Consider the following 20,046-nt stretch of genomic DNA (forward strand, 5'->3'; position numbering starts at 1 on the left):
AAGTATTATGAAGAGATATATCGTTGGCCTCGGCGAGGCTTTATGGGATGTTCTGCCCGAAGGCAAGAAACTGGGTGGTGCACCAGCAAATTTCGCCTATCATACAGCACAGTTCGGATTGGACACTATTGCCATCAGCGCACTTGGCGACGACGCGCTGGCCGAGGAGACCATTGAGGCGCTGAAAGAGCACAACCTAAACTACCTGATGCCCCAGGTACCCTATCCTACCGGTACGGTACAAGTGACGCTAACGGGCGACGGCATACCCACCTATGACATTAAGGAAAACGTAGCATGGGACAATATCCCCTTTACCAATGAGATGGAGGAGATAGCCAAGAATGCCCGTGCCGTTTGTTTCGGATCACTGGCACAACGCAACGTGATAAGCCGAGAGAACATCCGTAAATTCCTGGACGCCACGCCAGAAGACTGTTTAAAAATCTGCGACATCAACCTGCGTCAGCAGTTCTACTCGAAAGAGATTCTCGAGGACTCGTTCTGCATCTGCAACATCCTAAAAATCAACGATGAAGAGTTAGTTGTTGTCAACCGCATGTTTGGCTACGACAGTCTGGACATGCGCGACACTTGCCACCAGATTGTAGAGGACTACCACTTAAAAATGCTGGTACTGACCTGTGGCACCAATGGCTCGTATGTTTTCACCGACGATGGTCTGTGCTCATTCCAGGAAACACCAAAGGTGGAGGTAGCCGATACCGTAGGTGCCGGCGACTCGTTTACAGGTTCGTTCTGCGCCTCGATCATCAACGGTCTGCCTGTTCAGGAAGCCCATAAAATCGCCGTCAGAGTAAGTGCCTTTGTATGCACCCAGAACGGCGCCATGCCTGTGATTCCAGATGAGCTAAAAAAGTAAATATCCAAAATCAGAAAATGATATGTCGGAGTGGCAAAAGCGCTACTCCGACGTTTTTTTTTAGCTTCTTTAACCTAAAAAGAATCGTGTGCGCACAAAATATTGCTAAATGCCACTTGTCAATTCAATAATAATTTGTATCTTTGCAGCGCTTTTCAAAAAAGTTATATATAACAAAAGGATAATATTCACAACTTAAAATAAAGATTAGTAATATGGCAAAGTTAGATTTGACTCAGTATGGCATTACAGGTTCTACCGTAATTGCACACAATCCATCGTATGAGGAGCTTTTCAAGGAAGAGACCAAGGCTGGACTCGAGGGTTTCGACAAGGGCGTAAACACCGAGCTCAACGCTGTTAACGTAATGACTGGTATCTACACCGGCCGTTCACCTAAGGATAAGTACATCGTTAAGGATGCACAGAGCCAGGACAAGGTATGGTGGACAACTGAGGAGTACAAGAACGACAACCACCCCATGAGCGAGGAGGTTTGGGCCAAGGTTAAGGAGATCGCTATCAAGGAGCTCTGCAACAAGGAGCTTTATGTAGTCGACGCTTTCTGCGGTGCTAACGAGGCTACACGTCTGGCTGTTCGTTTCATCGTTGAGGTTGCTTGGCAGGCTCACTTCGTAAAGAACATGTTTATCCAGCCAACTGCTGAGGAGCTGGAGAAGTTCGAGCCTAACTTCGTCATCTATAACGCTTCTAAGGCAAAGGTTGAGAACTACAAGGAGCTGGGTCTGAACTCAGAGACTTGTGTTGCCTTCAACACAACAAGCCGCGAGCAGTGCATCATCAACACATGGTATGGTGGTGAGATGAAGAAGGGTATGTTCTCTATGCAGAACTACTATCTGCCTCTGCAGGGTATCGCTTCAATGCACTGCTCTGCTAACACCGACATGGAGGGTAAGAACACCGCAATCTTCTTCGGTCTGTCTGGTACAGGTAAGACCACTCTGTCAACCGATCCAAAGCGTCTGCTGATTGGTGACGACGAGCACGGATGGGACGACGAGGGTGTATTCAACCTCGAGGGCGGTTGCTATGCTAAGGTTATCAACCTGAGCAAGGAGAACGAGCCTGACATCTACGGCGCTATCAAGCGTAACGCTCTTCTGGAGAACGTAACTGTAGCTGCTGACGGCAAGATTGACTTCGCTGATAAGAGCGTAACCGAGAATACTCGTGTATCATATCCTATCGACCACATCGAGAAGATTGCTCAGAAGGTAAACGGCAAGAGCGCTGGTCCTGATGCTAAGAACGTAATCTTCCTGAGTGCTGACGCATTCGGTGTACTGCCTCCAGTATCTATCCTGACTCCAGAGCAGACCAAGTACTACTTCCTGTCTGGTTTCACAGCTAAGCTGGCTGGTACAGAGCGTGGTATCACAGAGCCAACTCCAACATTCTCTGCTTGCTTCGGCCAGGCATTCCTGGAGCTGCACCCAACAAAGTATGCTGAGGAGCTGGTTAAGAAGATGGAGAAGAGCGGTGCTAAGGCATACCTCGTTAACACTGGTTGGAACGGTACCGGTAAGCGTATCTCTATCCCCGATACACGTGGTATCATCGACGCTATCCTGGACGGAAGCATCCTGAAGGCTCCTACAAAGAAGGTTCCTTTCTTCGACTTCGAGGTTCCAACAGAGCTGCCTAACGTAAATCCTGCTATCCTTGATCCTCGCGACACTTACGCTACTGCTGCTGAGTGGGAGGAGAAGGCTAAGGATCTGGCTGCACGCTTCATCAAGAACTTCAAGAAGTACGAGGGCAACGAGGCTGGTAAGGCTCTGGTAGCTGCTGGTCCTAAGCTCTAATAGAGAATTTGACTTACATCAAATAAAGGGTGGTTTCTTCTGAAATCACCCTTATTTCATTGCACGCTTCGACAAAAACCATTACCTTTGCATATGTAATCGTGAGATTATTTCTTTATTCATTAGGTTAGTAGTTAGATTTTTAAGGTAAAGATTATGTTATTAGATTTTCAAACAACGGTCATGTTGGCGGCGGTTGTTATTGCCTCCGTGCTAAGCATTATAACATTAATGCACACCAGCGTTCGATAAAAAAGCGAGGGTGAAGCCAATTTCCGTTGAAAAAGAGTGTGGGGTGAGGGATCATACCACACTCTTTTTTAATGAAAAAATGAAAAAATAAAAGACAGAAAAACAAAACTAACTTAAAATCGGTCAAATTATGGCATATTTTCTTTAATTATAAGGTGAAAATGACTTATTTTTGAGGAATTGTTGGTAAATTTGCAGCCAAAATGCAACAAAATTGATATTAGATTCAATGAAACGATATATCCAAATGCTCTGTTTCCTAACGTTGGGGATGCTTATATGCACTTCATGTCTCAATTCTGACGACGACAACGACAAGGAATATTATAGTGATACAGCCGTCAGCGCCTTCTCTCTGTCGGTAGTAAACCGTTATATACATACGACTTCATCGTTAGGTACTGACTCTGTATATAAGAAGACCTTGACAAACCCCGTTGTTTTCACTATCGACCAGTATCAGCACAAGATATACAATACAGACTCGTTGCCATCTGATTGTGATATAAAACATGTTCTAGCCAACATTACTAGCATCAATAGCGGCACGATTGTTATTAACTACCTTGCAAATTCAGGAACAGACTCTCTGATGTACTTCAGCAACACCGATTCTATCGACATGACCAAGGCAAAAGAGATTCGTGTCTATGCTCAGGACGGTAACAACTTCCGCTCTTATCAATTGACAATTAACGTACATCAGGTTGAAAGCAGCAAGATAATTTGGGAGCAGAAATCTCTTACTGATATGCCTATAGACCCCAAAAAGGCAATCTGGGAACAGCGTATAGCCGCTGTAGGCCTCAAGCAGTTTATCGGTGCAGGCAGAGCAGAAGCATACGCCTACAACATCAATGGAAAGCTGATGGTCAGCAAAGACAATGGCACAAGTTGGAAAGAAGAAGAAAGCGACAACAACACCTCGCTGTTGCCATTCACCAATTTCGCCTTTACTTCATGGCCTTTTGCTGCTAATGACTCTACAGACTACCAGTTGTTGGTTGGCACAAACGACTTTTACGACAAAGCTTGCGTAATATGGCGTAAGATTAACGAGTTTTCTTTCCGTAGTCAGCCTTCCAAATGGGTATTTCTGCCTGTAGAAAGCAACAATGTATATTATCTGCCCAAAATGGAAAACCTAAACCTTGTATATTTCAATGGCAAGGCTCTCGCCATTGGTAACGACGGTAAAATCTACGTAAGTCGCGACCAGGGTCTCACCTGGAAAACAACATACACATACACCCTCCCCCATGAAATCGGGACCTATAACCTCATTGCCACGACTGATGACAATGGTTATCTCTGGCTTGTTGGTAAGGATACCGGTGAAGTATGGCGAGGCCAAATGATAGAATAGAGTGAGAAAATTTATAGTAGGTATCTTCATGGTGGCACTCTCAATAGCCACACATGCTCAAGAAGAACCTGAATACAGGATGGAACTGGGTGCAGGTCTCGGATTGATTACCTACGTAGGGGATTTTAATAGCAGCCTTGCTAAAGGAATGCAGTCTTACGGAACAATTCTCGCAAAGTATCGCTTAAACCCTCGAATGGCAGTGGCCATAAATATAGGGACAGGAAAGGTTAAAGGCTCGACTGACGATGTCAACACATGGTATCCTACAGAACACTATGAGTTCAATCATCGCATTTCGGAAACAGACTTGCGCTTTGAATACAACTTCTGGGCATATGGGACAGGAGAGGAGTATAGAGGAGCACGCCGGCTAACACCTTTCATCACAGTAGGGCTAGGAGCTACCCTCTATGGAGAAGATCAGAATGGTATAACAGCCAACCTGCCTATCGGCGCAGGTATCAAATACAAACTCGGACAACGGCTGAACCTGACAGCAGAATGGGTAATGCACTTTACACCGAGTGACAAGTTGGACGGCAGAAGCGATGTCTATGGTATCAAGAGCAGCGGATTCTTCAAGAACAGCGACTGCTATAGTACTCTTCAAGTAGCATTGACTTACGACTTCTTTGCAAAATGTAAAACGTGTAATAACGATAGAGATTAAGATATATGAAAGAACTTTTGGACATGAACCGCATTCCTCAGCACATTGCCATCATTATGGACGGCAATGGCCGCTGGGCCACCGAACGGGGTAAGGATCGTAGTTTCGGCCATCAGGCCGGTGTCGATGCCGTACGTCGCATCACCTCTGAATGTACCCGCTTAGGCGTGAAGTTCCTCACCCTATATACCTTCTCCACGGAGAATTGGAATCGCCCAGCCAATGAGGTGGCAGCCCTAATGGGACTGGTGCTTACATCGCTTGAGGATGAGATATTCATGAAAAACAATGTGCGTTTCCGCGTTGTCGGCGACCGTTCACGCATTCCGGAAGCTGTCAATAAAAAACTGGCCGAAACAGAGACACACACCGCAGGTAATACAGCAATGACAATGGTGGTAGCTTTGAGCTACTCTTCAAAGTTAGAGCTAACCGCAGTCACCCGCAAGATTGCACAGGAAGTAAAAGATGGGAAATTGAATATCTGCGATATTACCGAAGACACCATCAACGATCGTCTTTGGACAAACTTCATGCCAGATCCCGAGTTACTCATCCGTACTGGAGGTGAATTACGTATTTCAAATTATCTACTCTGGCAAATTGCCTATTCTGAATTGTATTTCTGCGATACATATTGGCCTGACTTCATGGAGGAAGACCTTCATAAGGCCATATATAGTTATCAAAGTCGCCAGCGCCGCTTTGGGAAAACCGAAGCACAGGTAGAGGCTGAAGAAGAGAAAAAATAAATAAGATAAAAGTATAATCATAAAGTGACATATAATATTATTAATAAGGTACGGGCAATGATAAAAGGCGTCTTAGCTCTTTGCATTTTTACCTTTTTACCTTTAAACATCACTGCTCAGGATAAAATTATAAGCCCTGACATCTCATACGCAGGTACACCACGTACCTGCGAGATTGCCGGTATAGCTGTTGAAGGTGTTGATGGCTACGAAGACTATGTACTTACAGGCCTTTCCGGTCTGACTATCGGACAGGAAATCGAAGTGCCTGGCAGTCAGATTACTGAAGCCGTCAAACGCTATTGGCGCAACGGTCTATTCTCGAAAGTCAGTATCACAGCAGACTCTATCGTTGGCTCTAAGATTTACCTCTGCATACACTTAGGCATGCGTCCTCGTATCAGTGCTATTAACTATAATGGCATCAAGAAGGCTGAGCGCGAAGACATGGAAGCAAAATTAGGTATGGTGAAAGGTATGAGTCTTACTCGTAATATCGTTGACCGTGCCAAGATTCTTGCCAAGAAATATTTCGATGATAAAGGCTATAAGAATGCAGAGATTGAGATTCTCCAGCGCGAGCAAGAAGGAACTAATCAGGTTGTCCTCGATGTTAATATCGACAAGAAAGACAAAATGCGTGTACACCAGATTATATTCGACGGTAATGACAAACTTACCGATGGAAGAATCAAGGGTTCACTCTTCGGCAAAGGTGCTTTCGGTAAAATTCACGAAGCCAACAAGTTCAATAACATCTTCAAATCGAAGAAATTCACCGACGAGCGTTACAAGGAAGCAAAACAGGCATTGATTGAGAAGTATAATGAACTTGGTTTCCGTGATGCTTCCATCATTGAGGATTCCGTCTACGGCTTCGACGACAAACATGTCAACGTATATGTAAAAGTGGACGAGGGAGACAAGTACTATGTTCGCAATATTACATGGGTAGGTAACACCGTTGTTTCCACAGACTACTTGAATGCCGTGCTCGGCATGAAACGAGGCGATGTATACAACCAGAAGCAGATGAATAAACGATTAAAAGAAGACGACGATGCTGCTGGTAACTACTATTACAACAATGGTTACGTATTCTCGAACATCGAGCCAGTAGAAGTGAATATCGATGGTGACTCTATCGATGTCGAGATGCGCGTCATAGAAGGTCCACAGGCTCACTTGAACCATGTACGTATCTATGGTAATGATCGACTTTATGAGGAGGTTGTACGTCGTGAACTCCGCACAAAGCCTGGCGATTTATTCAACAAGGAAGCCCTGCAACGTTCTGCCCGTGATATCGCCTCCATGGGATTCTTCGATCCGGAGAAGGTAGCTCCCGATATCAAGCCCAACTATGAAGATGGTACCGTAGATGTTAACTGGGCACTTGAGCAGAAAAGTAATGACCAGTTGGAGTTTTCGCTTGGTTGGGGACAGACGGGTATTATCGGTAAGGTTGGTATCAAGTTTAACAACTTCTCTATCCGCAACCTCTTCGGCAAGAACAAACTCCATCGTGGCATCCTGCCTTATGGCGATGGAGAGCAGCTTGGATTCAGTTTCCAGACCAATGGTAGCTATTATAGCTCATTGAGTGCCAACTATGGTACCAACTGGTTTGGCGGTAAACGTCCGAACAGTTTGAGCATCGGAGCATTCTATTCCAAACAAAGCGATATTTCCAGCTACTACCGTAACAATGCATTCTACAACAACTATGCTATGTACAATTACGGATATACTGGTTATAACCCCTACTATATGAACTACGATTCGATGCTCGACGACGACAAGACCATGACAGTATTCGGTGCATCTCTCGGATGGGGCAAGCGCCTACGTTGGCCTGACGATTTCTTCCAGTTCTCTGCACAACTTGGCTACACACGCTATATGTTGCGCGACTGGAGCTATTTCTATATCCACAATGGTAATTGTAACAACATCAACTTAGGCCTCACTTTGTCGCGTACCTCTACCGACAACCAGCTCTTCCCACGTCATGGCTCTGAATTCATGGCGTCGGTGACAGTTACGCCACCTTGGTCGTTGTTCGACAAGAAGGACTATGCCAATCTGGCCAAGAACTCAAGCTCGGCAACTTACGAAGACGAGTTGCAGGATGTTTACCGCTGGATTGAGTATCACAAGTGGAAGTTCAAGAGTCGTACCTTTACTGCTCTTACAGGTGGACAGAAATGCTTTGTGCTGATGACCCGTGTAGAAATGGGACTGCTAGGCAGTTACAACAAGGACAAGCGTTCGCCATTCGAGACCTTCTACGTAGGAGGTGATGGTATGAGCGGATATTCATACGGCTACTCAGAGGAAACCATCGGTCTACGTGGTTATGAAAACGGTTCACTGTCTTACTCTTCGGCCTATGAGGAGATGATGAATGGACGATCCATCTCGTCATACAACTCTTACGCCTACGACCGCTTCACACTTGAACTGCGTTATCCGTTCATGTTGGGCAACACTACCATTTACGGACTAGGCTTCCTCGAAGGCGGTAATGCATGGGCCAATGCCAAAAACTTCAACCCCTTCAAGATGAAACGATCTGCAGGTATCGGTGTGCGCATCTACCTCCCGATGGTTGGTCTGATGGGTATCGACTGGGCTTATGGTTTCGACAAGGTCTATACCAACCAGTCAGGAGCACAATCACGCGGCGGCAGCAACTTCCACTTCATTCTCGGACAGGAATTTTAAAGTGTAACAATAAAAAGAAAGAAGCTTATGAAGAAATTGATAATCTGCTTAATCTGTGCCTTTTGCGGTTGCATGTCATCCTCAGCACAGAAGTTTGCCGTGGTGGATATGGAGTATATCCTCAAAAACATCCCCGCCTACGAACGTGCTAACGAACAGTTAAATCAGGTTTCCAAACAGTGGCAGGCAGAAGTCGATGCCCTGAATACCGAAGCCCAAACTCTCTATAAGAACTATCAGAACGAGGTTGTCTTCCTTTCTAAAGAACAGAAGAAAGCTAAGCAGGATGCTATCGTTGAGAAAGAGAAGCAGGCTGCAGATTTAAAGAAACAGTATTTTGGGCCTGAGGGCGAACTCTTCAAGAAGCGCACAGCTTTGATGTCGCCTATTCAGGATGAGGTCTACAATGCCGTCAAGGACATCGCTGACCAGCGTGGCTATCAGTTGGTACTCGATCGTGCCAGCAATTCTGGCATCATCTTCGGTTCTCCCAAGATTGACATCTCTTCAGACGTTCTTCGAAAACTTGGTTACTAACCTTTACAAGCATATTAATTAAAAACAATAGAAAAAGAAAATGAAGAAATTAATTATTTGCGCTATTTGCGCTATTTGCGGTTTCACAACCGCCAACGCACAGAGTAAGTTCGGTCACGTGAATACTCAGGAAATCATCCAAGCTATGCCTGAGTACTCAAAAGCAGAGTCAGAAATCAAAGCCCTCCAGAGTCAATATGAGGCAGACCTGAAGAGCATGCAGGATGAACTGCAGAAAAAGGGTGAGGCCTTCGACAAGGAGCAAGCCACACTGCCTGATAACATCAAGCAGCGTCGTCAGCAGGAACTTCAGGATATGTATCAGAAGATTCAGCAGAGTTTCCAGGATAACCAGCAAGCTCTCCAGAAGGCTTCTCAAGAAAAGATGCAGGCTATTCAGGCTAAGGTACTTGATGCAATCAAGTCTGTAGGTCAAACAAATGGTTATGTCTACATCATGGAAGATAACTCACTGCCCTACATCAGCTCAACCCTCTCTACTGATGTTACTGCACAGGTAAAGGCTAAGCTTGGATTGAAGTAATATGAAGCGATTCGCAAGCATCTTGATATTCGTGTTTGTTTTCCTGAGTACATTCGCTCAGGAAAACAACACTTTCAGGTTTGGTTTTCTCAGCTATAAGGCAGCCCTGGAGTCGATGCCAGACTATGCCATCATACAGCAGAAGATGAAAGACCTTCAGGCCCAATATCAGGCAGAAGCCAAACGAGTAGAAGACGAGTTCAACCAGAAATACGAAGATTTTCTTGAAGGTCAGCGCGATTTTCCAAAGACCATTCTTCAAAAACGTCAAACCGAATTACAGGAACTGATGGCTAAGAACATCGCTTTCAAGGAGAACGGGCGTCAAGAGTTAGCTCAAGCAGAGCAGAATGCAATGGCTCCATTGCGAATCAAACTCATCGAAACACTTGGGAAAATCGGTCGCGAGCAAGGTTACGCCTTTATCCTCGACACCGACATCAAGGCACTTCCTTTTATCAACCCTGCAATGGGTGAAGATATCAACCAACTGGTACAGAATGCTCTCAAGTAGTCCAGGTCCAATCGGTGTCTTCGACAGCGGCTACGGCGGCCTAACCATTCTTCATGGCATCCGCCAACTGCTTCCCCAATATGATTATCTTTATTTGGGCGACAACGCCCGTGCCCCCTATGGATCACGTTCGTTCGACGTGGTCTACGAATTTACCCGTCAAGCAGTATTAAAACTTTTCGAGATGGGGTGTCATCTCGTTATCTTAGGTTGCAATACTGCTTCAGCCAAAGCCCTCCGCACCATTCAGCAGAACGATCTTCCAAAGTGGGATTCCAAACGTCGTGTACTTGGTATTATTCGACCTACGGCCGAAGTCATTGGTAATCTCACTAAGAGTCGCCATATAGGTGTGCTTGCCACCGAGGGGACCATTAAAAGTGAGAGCTACAATCTTGAGATAAATAAGCTCCATCCTGATATTCAGGTAAGTGGTGTAGCCTGTCCTTTCTGGGTCCCCCTCGTAGAATACAACGAGGCTAATTCCCCTGGCGCTGACTATTTCGTCAAGAAGCGCATTGACCAGATTATGCTGCTCGACCCGCAAATCGATGCCCTCATCCTCGGCTGCACCCACTACCCATTGCTCATGCCGAAAATTCTAAAATATCTCCCTGAAGGCGTACACATTGTTTCTCAAGGCGAATACGTGGCCAAGAGCTTGAAACAATACCTTGAACGTCATCCCCAGATAGAACAGCGCTGCTCAAAAAACGGGAAGACCCACTACCTTACAACTGAGAATCCTGAGAGATTCAAGGAATCAGCCCAGATATTCCTCCACGAATCTATTAAGGTTGACAACATCACCTTAGGGACCTTTTGCTGATGCATTAATTTCGTCTCCCCCAATATTTACATATCGACAGTTGACAAAAGAATTCTTCACGGATCTACTCCACGGTAAAAGCCCTTCGTCTCGGTCACATAATATCCAGCGAACTGCGTTTGTACCGTCCATTAAGGTGTGAAAACGATAATTTCTTTCTGTGCTACCGTCATCTGCACTATTGTAATCATCACACATAATTTTACTAACAAATATTCTTTCAATAGAAATATATAAATTCCGATTTTCTTCTCACTTTTTCATACCTTTGAAACAAAGGTCCCGAAGTTAGGCTGCACCTCTGAAACAAAAGAAAAATGGCATTTTTCTTTGTATTTCGCTTGATTTACACTAACTTTGCACCCGTATTATATAATAAGGTGAAAATGAAGATTCAGATTATCAATGGGCCGAACCTCAACTTACTAGGGCAACGCGAACCTGGCATCTATGGTTCAGAGTCATTCGACAGCTATCTGCCTGAATTACGCAAACAGTTTCCTGATGTACAGATAGACTACTATCAGAGTAATATTGAGGGCGAACTTATCAACAAAATGCAGGAGACTGGCTTCTTCGGTGGCTACGATGGTATCGCGCTGAATGCAGGAGCTTATACCCATACCAGCGTGGCTCTTCATGATTGTATCCGCAGTCTGAAATGTCCCGTTGTTGAGATACACATCTCAAACGTGCACCAGCGTGAAGAATTTCGCCACAAGTCGTTGATATCGAGTGCATGCAAAGGTGTAATCTGTGGATTCGGTCTCGATTCATACCGCTTGGCTATCGAAGCACTGAAAGTTTCTAAATGACACTTGACGAATACATCCTTCAGCACACAGAGCCTGAGCCTGAATACTTATATCGGCTGTGGCGAGCCACAAACATCCACACTATTCATGGGAGGATGGCAAGCGGACATCTGCAAGGACGATTACTGAAGATGCTGGTACAAATGATTCGTCCAAAAAACATTTTGGAAATTGGCACATTCAGCGGATATAGTGCCATATCGATGGCAGAAGGTCTACCAGAGAGTGGAAAACTCTATACGTTCGAAATTAACGATGAGATGGAGGACTTCACCCGTCCGTGGATAGAGGGTTGTGAAGTATCCAGCAAAATTGAGTTCATAATAGGTGACGCACTGATAGAAGCACCAAAACTTGGCATAGAATTTGATTTAGCCTTTATGGATGGTGACAAGCGCACATACCGCGAATGTTACGAAATGGTAATGGATATTTTAAAACCAGGAGGATTTATCATCGCCGACAACACACTCTGGGATGGACATGTAGTAGACCGCACTTATGACAATGACCACCAAACGAAAGGTATTGAGACATTTAACAACTATATTGCCCAAGACAAAAGAGTTGAACAAGTAATACTTCCTCTGCGCGACGGGCTAACACTAATAAGAAAAAAATAGAATTATGCAAGAGACAAGACAGAACAAAATTGCGAGACTACTTCAGAAAGAGCTCTCGCTGATATTCCAGCAGCAGACTCGCGCCACTCACGGTGTGATGATTTCCGTAACACGTACCAAGATATCTCCCGACCTCAGTATCTGTACAGCCTATCTGAGTGTGTTCCCCAGCGAGAGGGGGGAGGAAATGCTCAACAATATCAACGCTAATACCAAAAGCATCAGATTTGAATTGGGCAATCGCGTAAGAAATCAGCTGAGAATCATTCCTGAACTAAGATTTTTCATCGACGACAGTTTGGACTATATTGAGCGCATTGACGAGCTCTTGAAAAAATAAAATAATACAAGGTGAATTTCCCTTTTTTTATAGCGCGCAGATATCTCTTTTCAAAGAAATCAACACACGCCATCAACGTAATCAGCGGCATCTCTGTTATAGGTGTCGCTGTAGCCACTATGGCACTTGTTGTTACCCTCTCTGTTTTCAACGGCTTTCATGATCTGGTTGCATCGTTCTTCACCGACTTCGACCCACAACTAAAAGTGGTACCTGCAGAAGGGAAAACAGTCGCTGCTGATGATCCGATTCTGACACAGATAAAACAACTACCACAGATAGATGTCGCCACAGAGAGTGTGGAGGATATGGCATTGGCAATTTATAAGGGACGCCAAGCGATGGTTGTGGTCAAAGGCGTGGAAGACAACTTTGAACAATTGACACATATTAGCGATATTCTATTGGGCGACGGCGAATTCGGACTGCATGCAGCTAACATGGATTATGGCATTCTTGGCATCCGACTAGCAGAAATATTGGGCACAGGCTACACCTACGACGAACCTCTCCACATCTATGCTCCTCGAAGAGAGGGGCAATTCGACATTTCGAACCCCGAGGATGCATTCGAGGAAGACGAACTATACTCACCAGGTGTGCTCTTCAATGTGAAGCAGTCGAAATACGATAAGAACTATATTCTGACCAGCATCGGCTTTGCCCGTCGCATTTTCGGACAACAGGGAATGCTCTCTTCCTTGGAACTGAGATTGAAACCTGGTAGCAATTTTGATGGAGTAAAGACAGAAATTAAAAAGATCTGTGGTGACAAATATGTAGTAAAAGACCGTTTTGAGCAGCAAGACGACACGTTTAAGATCATGAAGATTGAGAAGCTTATTGCCTATATATTCCTGACATTCATCCTAATGGTGGCATGCTTCAATATTATTGGTTCACTCTCAATGCTAATTATTGATAAGAAAGACGACGTGGTAACGCTCCGCAATCTGGGAGCCTCTGACAAGCAGATTATCCGTATTTTCCTATTCGAAGGACGTTTGATATCTGCTATCGGTGCTATTCTCGGCATCAGCCTTGGTCTGTTTCTTTGTTGGGCACAACAACGATTCGGCATCGTAGCTCTCGGCTCGTCAAGTGGATCGTTTATTATCAATGCTTATCCTGTCAGTGTGCATCCCGAAGACATCATTCTGGTTTTCTTCACCGTATTACTTGTTGGATTTCTTTCTGTCTGGTACCCTGTGAACTACTTTGCCAAACGCCTGCTCAACGCCTAATGGGTAATGATAAAGACATTGTAAAAGGTTATGTGCGCTACCTGAAGCTGCAGCGCAACATGTCGAGCAATACGCTTGACGCATACCAGCGCGATCTCAGAAAACTACTCGACTATCTGGAGATGGAAAAGAAAAGCGTACTTGAAGTAACACTCAAGGATCTTCAATACTTTGCTGCAGGACTTCACGACATTGGCATTCATTCCCGTTCACAATGTCGTATTCTTAGTGGAATACGATCATTTTTCCATTTTCTACAATTAGATGGCTATCGCGACGATGATCCAACAGAGTTGCTGGAGTCGCCCCAGCTAAGTGAGCACTTGCCCGAAGTACTCACAACAGCAGAGGTAGATAAGCTAGAAGCCTGCATTGACCTCTCAAAATGGGAGGGACATAGAAATTGCGCCATCATAGAAGTACTTTTCTCTTGCGGTCTGCGTGTGAGTGAGCTAGTGAACCTGAAATTGTCGAATCTCTATCTTGAAGAAGAATTCGTGAGGGTTCTGGGCAAGGGATCGAAAGAACGGTTGATACCCATCTCGCAGAAAGCCATTCATGAGCTGGAGCTTTGGTTCAACGACCGTAACCACATGACAATCAAGCCTGGAGAAGAGGATTATGTATTCCTTAATCGGTATGGCAAGCACCTCACACGCACGATGATACTCATCATAATCAAGCGATTGGCAGAGGTCGCCTGTATACAAAAGACCATTTCGCCCCACACCCTACGCCACTCATTTGCTACAGCCCTACTCGAAGGCGGCGCTGACCTGCGTGTAATACAGGTTCTATTGGGGCACGAAAGCATCGGAACAACGGAAATCTACACACATTTGGACACCTCGACACTTCGACGCGAAATATTGGAACACCATCCAAGGAACAAGCAAAAGTAAAGAATTAACGTAGCTTTAACGTGTTTTTTGCATCTAATCCGCAAAAAAGGTGTAACTTTGCACCCAGATTGTAAATAATTAAAAAGTTAGAGAGAATGAGTTACCTATTTTCATCAGAATCAGTTTCTGAGGGTCACCCCGACAAAGTGGCGGATCAGATTTCCGACGCGATATTAGACCAGTTCCTGGCATACGATCCGAAGGCACGTTGCGCCATTGAGTCGTTTGTCACCACAGGCCAAGTAGTTATTATGGGCGAGGTACGTAGTGATGTTTATATTGACCTGCAGACTATTGCCCGCAATACCATCAAACGTATAGGTTATACCAAAGCAGAGTATCAGTTTGATGGCGACTCTTGCGGTATCCTAAGTGCCATCCACGAACAGAGTGCCGACATCAATCGCGGTGTCGACAATGGCAATGAAGACGAGCAGGGTGCTGGCGACCAGGGAATGATGTTTGGCTATGCAACAAACGAAACAGAGAGCTATATGCCTGTTTCACTCGACTTGGCCCATCTGATTATGCGCACACTGGCCGACATCCGAAAAGAGGGTAAGGAGATGACATACCTCAGACCCGATGCCAAGAGCCAAGTAACGATACAGTACAGCGACGCTGGTATTCCTGAGCGCATTGACACTATCGTGGTATCTACCCAGCACGATGAGTTTGACGAGGACGAGAAGATGCTTGCGAAGATCAAGGACGACGTCATCAACATTTTGATTCCTCGTGTCAAACAGCAGATTCACTCTCAGAAAGTACTTGACCTATTTGGTCTTGACATCAAGTATTACGTGAACCCTACTGGTAAGTTCGTAATTGGAGGGCCTCACGGAGATACAGGTCTTACAGGTCGTAAAATTATTGTCGACACTTACGGAGGAAAGGGCGCCCATGGTGGTGGTGCTTTCTCTGGCAAGGACTCATCAAAGGTAGATCGTTCTGCAGCCTATGCAGCCCGGCATATTGCCAAGAACATGGTTGCAGCTGGCGTCGCTGACGAGATGCTGGTTCAGGTAAGTTATGCCATCGGTGTAGCCAAGCCTATGAATATCTACGTGAACACCTATGGCCGTAGTAATGTTGAGATGAGCGATGGCGAGATAGCCAAAAAGATTGAGAAGCTGTTCGATCTGCGTCCAAAGGCCATTGAGCGTAATCTGAAATTACGCCAGCCTATGTATAGCGAGACTGCAGCATACGGGCACATGGGGCGCCAACCAGAAGTAAAGAAGAAAACCTTCACCAGTCACTACCACGAAACCAAGGAGATTGATGTGGAACTCTTCACCTGGGAAAAACTTGATCGTATAGAAGATATTCGCAAAGAGTTCGGACTATAATCTATGCTGCCACAGGATAGCATACATACCGCATTACCATCAACCATCGTTGATGATACGGTGGCAAGTCATTCGACAAGACCGCAGACACCATATCAGGTGCTGCGGTCATTGCCAAAAGATGCCACACCTGCCCAGCAAGACTCAGCCATCCAATCGTGGTTCGAGCCTTCAGAGATTCATTATAGTGAGCAACCTGACACGCTCCACTTACCAGGGCACGATGTAGCTCGGGATTTAAAGGAAGTCAGTCTACCCCAATATTATCGAGAGAATTTTTTTTCATCAGACTCCCTTTATCATCCGGAGTTGAGTGGTGGTCGTATTGGCGTTGCCGGCGATCCAATACCTTATGCACTCCATAACGATAGTATCATCACCGGCATTTTATTGTGCAGCTTCCTGCTAATTATGTTTGGAATGTCACGCATCTCTAGTTTCATGATACATCAGGCAAAGAACTTTTTCTATACTCCAAAAGTAGAACAGAGTTTCACAGAAACGGGTACGGAAATTAAATTCCAGTTGGTATTCCTGCTGATTACCAGCTTGTTTTATGGACTTCTTTTCTTTTTCTATGCCACCCGTACTATATCTGACACCTTTATCCTATCATCAGAATACGGGCTTTTAGTAATCTATGCCATTGTCATAGTCTGCTATTTCTTGATAAAGGTCATATTGTATACTATAGTCAACAATATCTTCTTTAATCAGAAGAAAAATTTACATTTCCTAGGTACTCAGTTGTTCGTAGTAGCCTTAGAGGGCCTCTTTATGTTCCCCTTGGTATTACTCCTAACATACTTCCAACTTTCCATGCAAAATGCTATCAATTACTGCATTTTCATACTCTCTTTAGCCAAAATTCTAACATTTTACAAGTCTTACATCATCTTTTTTAAGCAAAAAGGGTGGTTTCTGCAGATTATTTTGTACTTTTGTGCCCTCGAAATGATACCTTTAGCCTTGCTTTGGGGCGGGCTCTTGGACATCACGAGTATTTTGAAAGTAAATTATTAGGACACAGATGATTAAGAAGATTTTGGTTTCACAGCCCAAACCTACTAGTGAGAAGTCGCCATATTTTGATATTGCGAACAAGTTCGGAGTAGAACTGATTTTCCGCCCGTTCATTAAGGTGGAGCCAATTAGTTCCAAAGATTTCCGTGCACAGAAAGTAAGCATCCTTGATTACACAGCTGTTGTATTCACTTCACGTCACGCCATCGACCACTTCTTCAATATGGCTAAGGAATTGAGAGTAACAATCCCTGAGGACATGAAGTATTTCTGTGTCACAGAGACTATTGCACTCTATATCCAGAAGTATGTACAGTATCGCAAGCGCAAGGTTTTCTTCGGAGAGACAGGCCGAGTAGAAGACCTTGTACCCACAATGGTTAAGCACAAGACAGAGAAGTATCTCGTTCCCATGAGCGACGTGCATAACGACAAACTCTCTCTGCTGCTCGACTCAAAGAAGTTGCAGCACAAGGAGTGCATTATGTATAAAACCGTCAGCAACGACTTCACGCCCGAGGAGGTTAAGTCGTTCGATTATGACATGCTGATTTTCTTCAGCCCTGCAGGTATCGAGTCACTCTGCAAGAACTTCCCCAATTTCAAACAGGGAGAAATTGCCATTGCAACATTTGGCCCCACCACAGCAAAAGCCGCTAAGGAAGCTGGACTTCGCCTCGATATTGAAGCACCCTCTGAGAAATATCCTTCAATGACAGGTGCTCTTCAGCACTATCTGCTCGAGACACAAGATTAATAATAATGATGGTGGCTCCTACTTTCAAGAAACAGGAGCGCATCGTCAGCAGTTTGCTGATAGAAACGCTCTTCGGCAAAGGTGATAGCCAATCGCTGGCAGCCTTTCCGTTGAGAGCTGTATACCTCCAGACAGAACGACGTCAAGGTTGCGCCCCTGTACAAATACTGATCAGCGTACCTAAGAAACGATTCAAACACGCTGTCGACAGAAACCGCATTAAGCGCCAAGTGCGTGAGGCCTACCGCCACCACAAAGGATTGCTCTGCAACTATGTGCCCGAAAATCAACAACTGCTGATTGCATTTATATGGCTTTCCGACAGACATTGTCCTACCAACGAGGTAGAAAAGCGCGTAGTCAGTATTCTACAACGCATCGCGACAAAATCATGAAATGGCTGTCTCATATCATATCTTGCCTTTTGGTACTACCTATCCGTTTTTACCAATTGTGCATTTCTCCTCTCTTAGGGCCTTCGTGCCGCTTTCAGCCGACATGCAGTGAATATGCCCGAGAAGCCATCATGAAACATGGTCCCATTAAAGGATTGGGATTAGCTATCTGGCGTATATTAAGGTGTAACCCTTGGGGAGGTAGTGGATATGATCCTGTGCCCTAGAAGAGAAAAAGAGTAAAAGTTAAAAATAAGACATATGAAGAATTTTGTAGAAGAACTGAAATGGCGTGGCATGCTGGCACAGATTATGCCAGGAACTGAGGAACTGCTCCAAAAGGAGATGGTTACCGCATACCTGGGTACTGATCCCACAGCCGACTCACTCCATATCGGACATCTTTGTGGCATCATGATGCTTCGCCATCTGCAGCGCTGTGGCCATCGCCCCATTATTCTTGTGGGTGGTGCTACAGGTATGATTGGCGACCCCTCTGGTAAGAGTCAGGAGCGTAATCTGCTTAACGACGAGACCCTGCGCCACAATCAGGAATGCATTAAGAAACAGGTAGCCAAGTTCCTTGATTTCGAGTCGAAGGAACCCAATGCCGCCATTATGGTCAACAATTACGACTGGATGAAGAATTTCACCTTCCTCGATTTTGCCCGTGAGGTTGGTAAACACATCACCGTCAACTATATGATGGCAAAGGAAAGTGTTCAGCAGCGCCTAAATGGTACAGCCCGCGATGGGCTCTCTTTCACGGAGTTCACCTATCAGTTGCTTCAAGGCTACGATTTCCTGTATCTCTATCAACATTATGGTGTGAAGTTGCAGCTTGGTGGCAACGACCAATGGGGTAACATGACCACAGGTACCGAGCTTATCCGTCGAACATTGGGCAATGAGGTTGAGACATTTGCCCTCACCTGTCCTCTCATCACCAAGAGTGATGGTAAAAAATTTGGTAAGACAGAGAGTGGTAACATCTGGCTCGACCCAGCCCGCACCACTCCGTATAAGTTCTACCAGTTCTGGCTCAACGTCAGCGACGACGACGCAGAGCGTTATATCAAGATCTTCACTTCACTTGAGAAGGATGTCATTGATGCTTTGATCGAGGAGCATAAGCAAGATCCCGGCCGTCGTATTCTTCAGAAACGTCTGGCAGAGGAGGTAACTGTTATGGTACACTCTCAGGAAGCACTTAACACAGCTATCGAAGCCTCTAATATCCTTTTTGGTAAATCTACCAAGGAAAGTCTGGAGAAACTCGACGAACAGACCTTCCTCGACGTATTTGATGGCGTTCCTCAGTTTGAAATCTGCAAGGATCAGCTCGGTCAGCCCGCTATCGAACTGCTTACTACCGCAGCTCCCGTGTTCCCTTCTAAGGGCGAGATGCGCAAGATGGTACAAGGTGGCGGTGTTTCTCTGAATAAGGAAAAAATCACCGATCAGAACCAGGCCATCACTGCTGATGACCTAATTGACGGTAAATATCTTCTGGCCCAGAAAGGCAAGAAGAACTACTATCTGCTGATAGTAAAGTAAGAAAGATATGTGAAAATTTGGCTATATGCCAAATTTTCACTACCTTTGCAACCGCAATTGGACGATGGTGTAATGGTAACACTACAGGTTTTGGTTCTGTCATTCCCGGTTCGAATCCGAGTCGTCCAACTC

The 20,046-nt window shown here is 45.1% G+C and carries 21 protein-coding genes and 1 tRNA gene; all 22 read left to right on the top strand.

Features of this window, described 5'->3' with window-relative positions:
* Nucleotides 1–7: 7 nt before the first annotated feature.
* The 22 genes from T325_RS03595 (at nt 8) to T325_RS03695 (ending at nt 20,043) form a co-directional block, all read left to right on the top strand.
* Nucleotides 8–883 (top strand): carbohydrate kinase family protein, encoded by an 876-nt coding sequence (locus T325_RS03595; RefSeq protein WP_036910492.1) that lies wholly within the window; start codon nt 8–10, stop codon nt 881–883.
* Between the two features lie 215 nt (nt 884–1,098).
* Nucleotides 1,099–2,712, top strand: coding sequence for a phosphoenolpyruvate carboxykinase (ATP) (pckA, locus tag T325_RS03600; protein WP_036910493.1), 1,614 nt, complete (start codon nt 1,099–1,101; stop codon nt 2,710–2,712).
* A 481-nt stretch (nt 2,713–3,193) separates the two neighbouring features.
* The gene (locus T325_RS03605) at nt 3,194–4,330 is read left to right on the top strand and encodes a DUF6242 domain-containing protein (RefSeq protein ID WP_036910494.1); all 1,137 of its coding nucleotides are present in this window, start codon (nt 3,194–3,196) and stop codon (nt 4,328–4,330) included.
* Between the two features lies 1 nt (nt 4,331).
* On the top strand, nt 4,332–5,003 hold the full coding sequence (locus T325_RS03610; RefSeq protein WP_036910495.1) for a type IX secretion system protein PorG: 672 nt from the start codon (nt 4,332–4,334) through the stop codon (nt 5,001–5,003).
* A gap of 5 nt (nt 5,004–5,008) precedes the next feature.
* Nucleotides 5,009–5,755, top strand: coding sequence for an isoprenyl transferase (locus T325_RS03615; protein ID WP_036910497.1), 747 nt, complete (start codon nt 5,009–5,011; stop codon nt 5,753–5,755).
* A gap of 57 nt (nt 5,756–5,812) precedes the next feature.
* A complete protein-coding gene (locus T325_RS03620; RefSeq protein WP_036910499.1) occupies nt 5,813–8,482 on the top strand; it encodes a BamA/OMP85 family outer membrane protein in 2,670 nt (889 codons plus the stop codon).
* A 27-nt stretch (nt 8,483–8,509) separates the two neighbouring features.
* Complete coding sequence (locus tag T325_RS03625) at nt 8,510–9,019, top strand: OmpH/Skp family outer membrane protein (protein ID WP_036910501.1); 510 nt, start codon at nt 8,510–8,512, stop codon at nt 9,017–9,019.
* 40 nt (nt 9,020–9,059) lie between these two features.
* The gene (locus T325_RS03630; protein ID WP_036910503.1) at nt 9,060–9,563 is read left to right on the top strand and encodes an OmpH/Skp family outer membrane protein; all 504 of its coding nucleotides are present in this window, start codon (nt 9,060–9,062) and stop codon (nt 9,561–9,563) included.
* Between the two features lies 1 nt (nt 9,564).
* Nucleotides 9,565–10,077 (top strand): OmpH/Skp family outer membrane protein, encoded by a 513-nt coding sequence (locus tag T325_RS03635; RefSeq protein ID WP_036910505.1) that lies wholly within the window; start codon nt 9,565–9,567, stop codon nt 10,075–10,077.
* Nucleotides 10,064–10,906: a glutamate racemase gene (gene murI, locus T325_RS03640; protein ID WP_036910507.1), complete on the top strand. Its 843-nt coding sequence runs from the start codon at nt 10,064–10,066 to the stop codon at nt 10,904–10,906. Before T325_RS03635 ends, murI begins: the two co-directional genes overlap by 14 nt.
* 386 nt (nt 10,907–11,292) lie before the next feature.
* The gene (gene aroQ, locus T325_RS03645) at nt 11,293–11,721 is read left to right on the top strand and encodes a type II 3-dehydroquinate dehydratase (protein WP_036910509.1); all 429 of its coding nucleotides are present in this window, start codon (nt 11,293–11,295) and stop codon (nt 11,719–11,721) included.
* Complete coding sequence (locus T325_RS03650; protein ID WP_036910511.1) at nt 11,718–12,344, top strand: O-methyltransferase; 627 nt, start codon at nt 11,718–11,720, stop codon at nt 12,342–12,344. The genes aroQ and T325_RS03650 overlap by 4 nt, the downstream gene beginning before the upstream one ends.
* Nucleotides 12,345–12,348: 4 nt before the next feature.
* Nucleotides 12,349–12,684 (top strand): 30S ribosome-binding factor RbfA, encoded by a 336-nt coding sequence (gene rbfA, locus T325_RS03655; protein ID WP_036910513.1) that lies wholly within the window; start codon nt 12,349–12,351, stop codon nt 12,682–12,684.
* Nucleotides 12,685–12,695: 11 nt separating this feature from the next.
* Nucleotides 12,696–13,928, top strand: a complete 1,233-nt coding sequence (locus T325_RS03660; RefSeq protein WP_036910515.1) for an FtsX-like permease family protein — start codon at nt 12,696–12,698, stop codon at nt 13,926–13,928.
* On the top strand, nt 13,928–14,830 hold the full coding sequence (locus T325_RS03665; RefSeq protein ID WP_036910517.1) for a site-specific tyrosine recombinase: 903 nt from the start codon (nt 13,928–13,930) through the stop codon (nt 14,828–14,830). The genes T325_RS03660 and T325_RS03665 overlap by 1 nt, the downstream gene beginning before the upstream one ends.
* A gap of 95 nt (nt 14,831–14,925) precedes the next feature.
* A complete protein-coding gene (metK, locus tag T325_RS03670; protein ID WP_036910519.1) occupies nt 14,926–16,182 on the top strand; it encodes a methionine adenosyltransferase in 1,257 nt (418 codons plus the stop codon).
* A 3-nt stretch (nt 16,183–16,185) separates the two neighbouring features.
* Complete coding sequence (locus T325_RS03675; protein WP_036910521.1) at nt 16,186–17,205, top strand: DUF4271 domain-containing protein; 1,020 nt, start codon at nt 16,186–16,188, stop codon at nt 17,203–17,205.
* A 7-nt stretch (nt 17,206–17,212) separates the two neighbouring features.
* The gene (locus T325_RS03680) at nt 17,213–17,962 is read left to right on the top strand and encodes a uroporphyrinogen-III synthase (RefSeq protein WP_036910523.1); all 750 of its coding nucleotides are present in this window, start codon (nt 17,213–17,215) and stop codon (nt 17,960–17,962) included.
* Between the two features lie 5 nt (nt 17,963–17,967).
* Entirely contained in the window at nt 17,968–18,357 is a 390-nt protein-coding gene (rnpA, locus tag T325_RS03685; RefSeq protein ID WP_051949686.1) for a ribonuclease P protein component, read from the top strand.
* Nucleotides 18,354–18,584, top strand: a complete 231-nt coding sequence (yidD, locus tag T325_RS12535) for a membrane protein insertion efficiency factor YidD (protein WP_103915191.1) — start codon at nt 18,354–18,356, stop codon at nt 18,582–18,584. Before rnpA ends, yidD begins: the two co-directional genes overlap by 4 nt.
* Before the next feature lie 34 nt (nt 18,585–18,618).
* A complete protein-coding gene (tyrS, locus tag T325_RS03690) occupies nt 18,619–19,914 on the top strand; it encodes a tyrosine--tRNA ligase (RefSeq protein WP_036910525.1) in 1,296 nt (431 codons plus the stop codon).
* Nucleotides 19,915–19,972: 58 nt separating this feature from the next.
* Nucleotides 19,973–20,043 (top strand) — tRNA-Gln (locus T325_RS03695).
* Nucleotides 20,044–20,046: the final 3 nt, after the last annotated feature.

This window comes from Prevotella sp. FD3004 (assembly GCF_000746155.1).
Taxonomy (GTDB): Bacteria; Bacteroidota; Bacteroidia; order Bacteroidales; family Bacteroidaceae; genus Prevotella.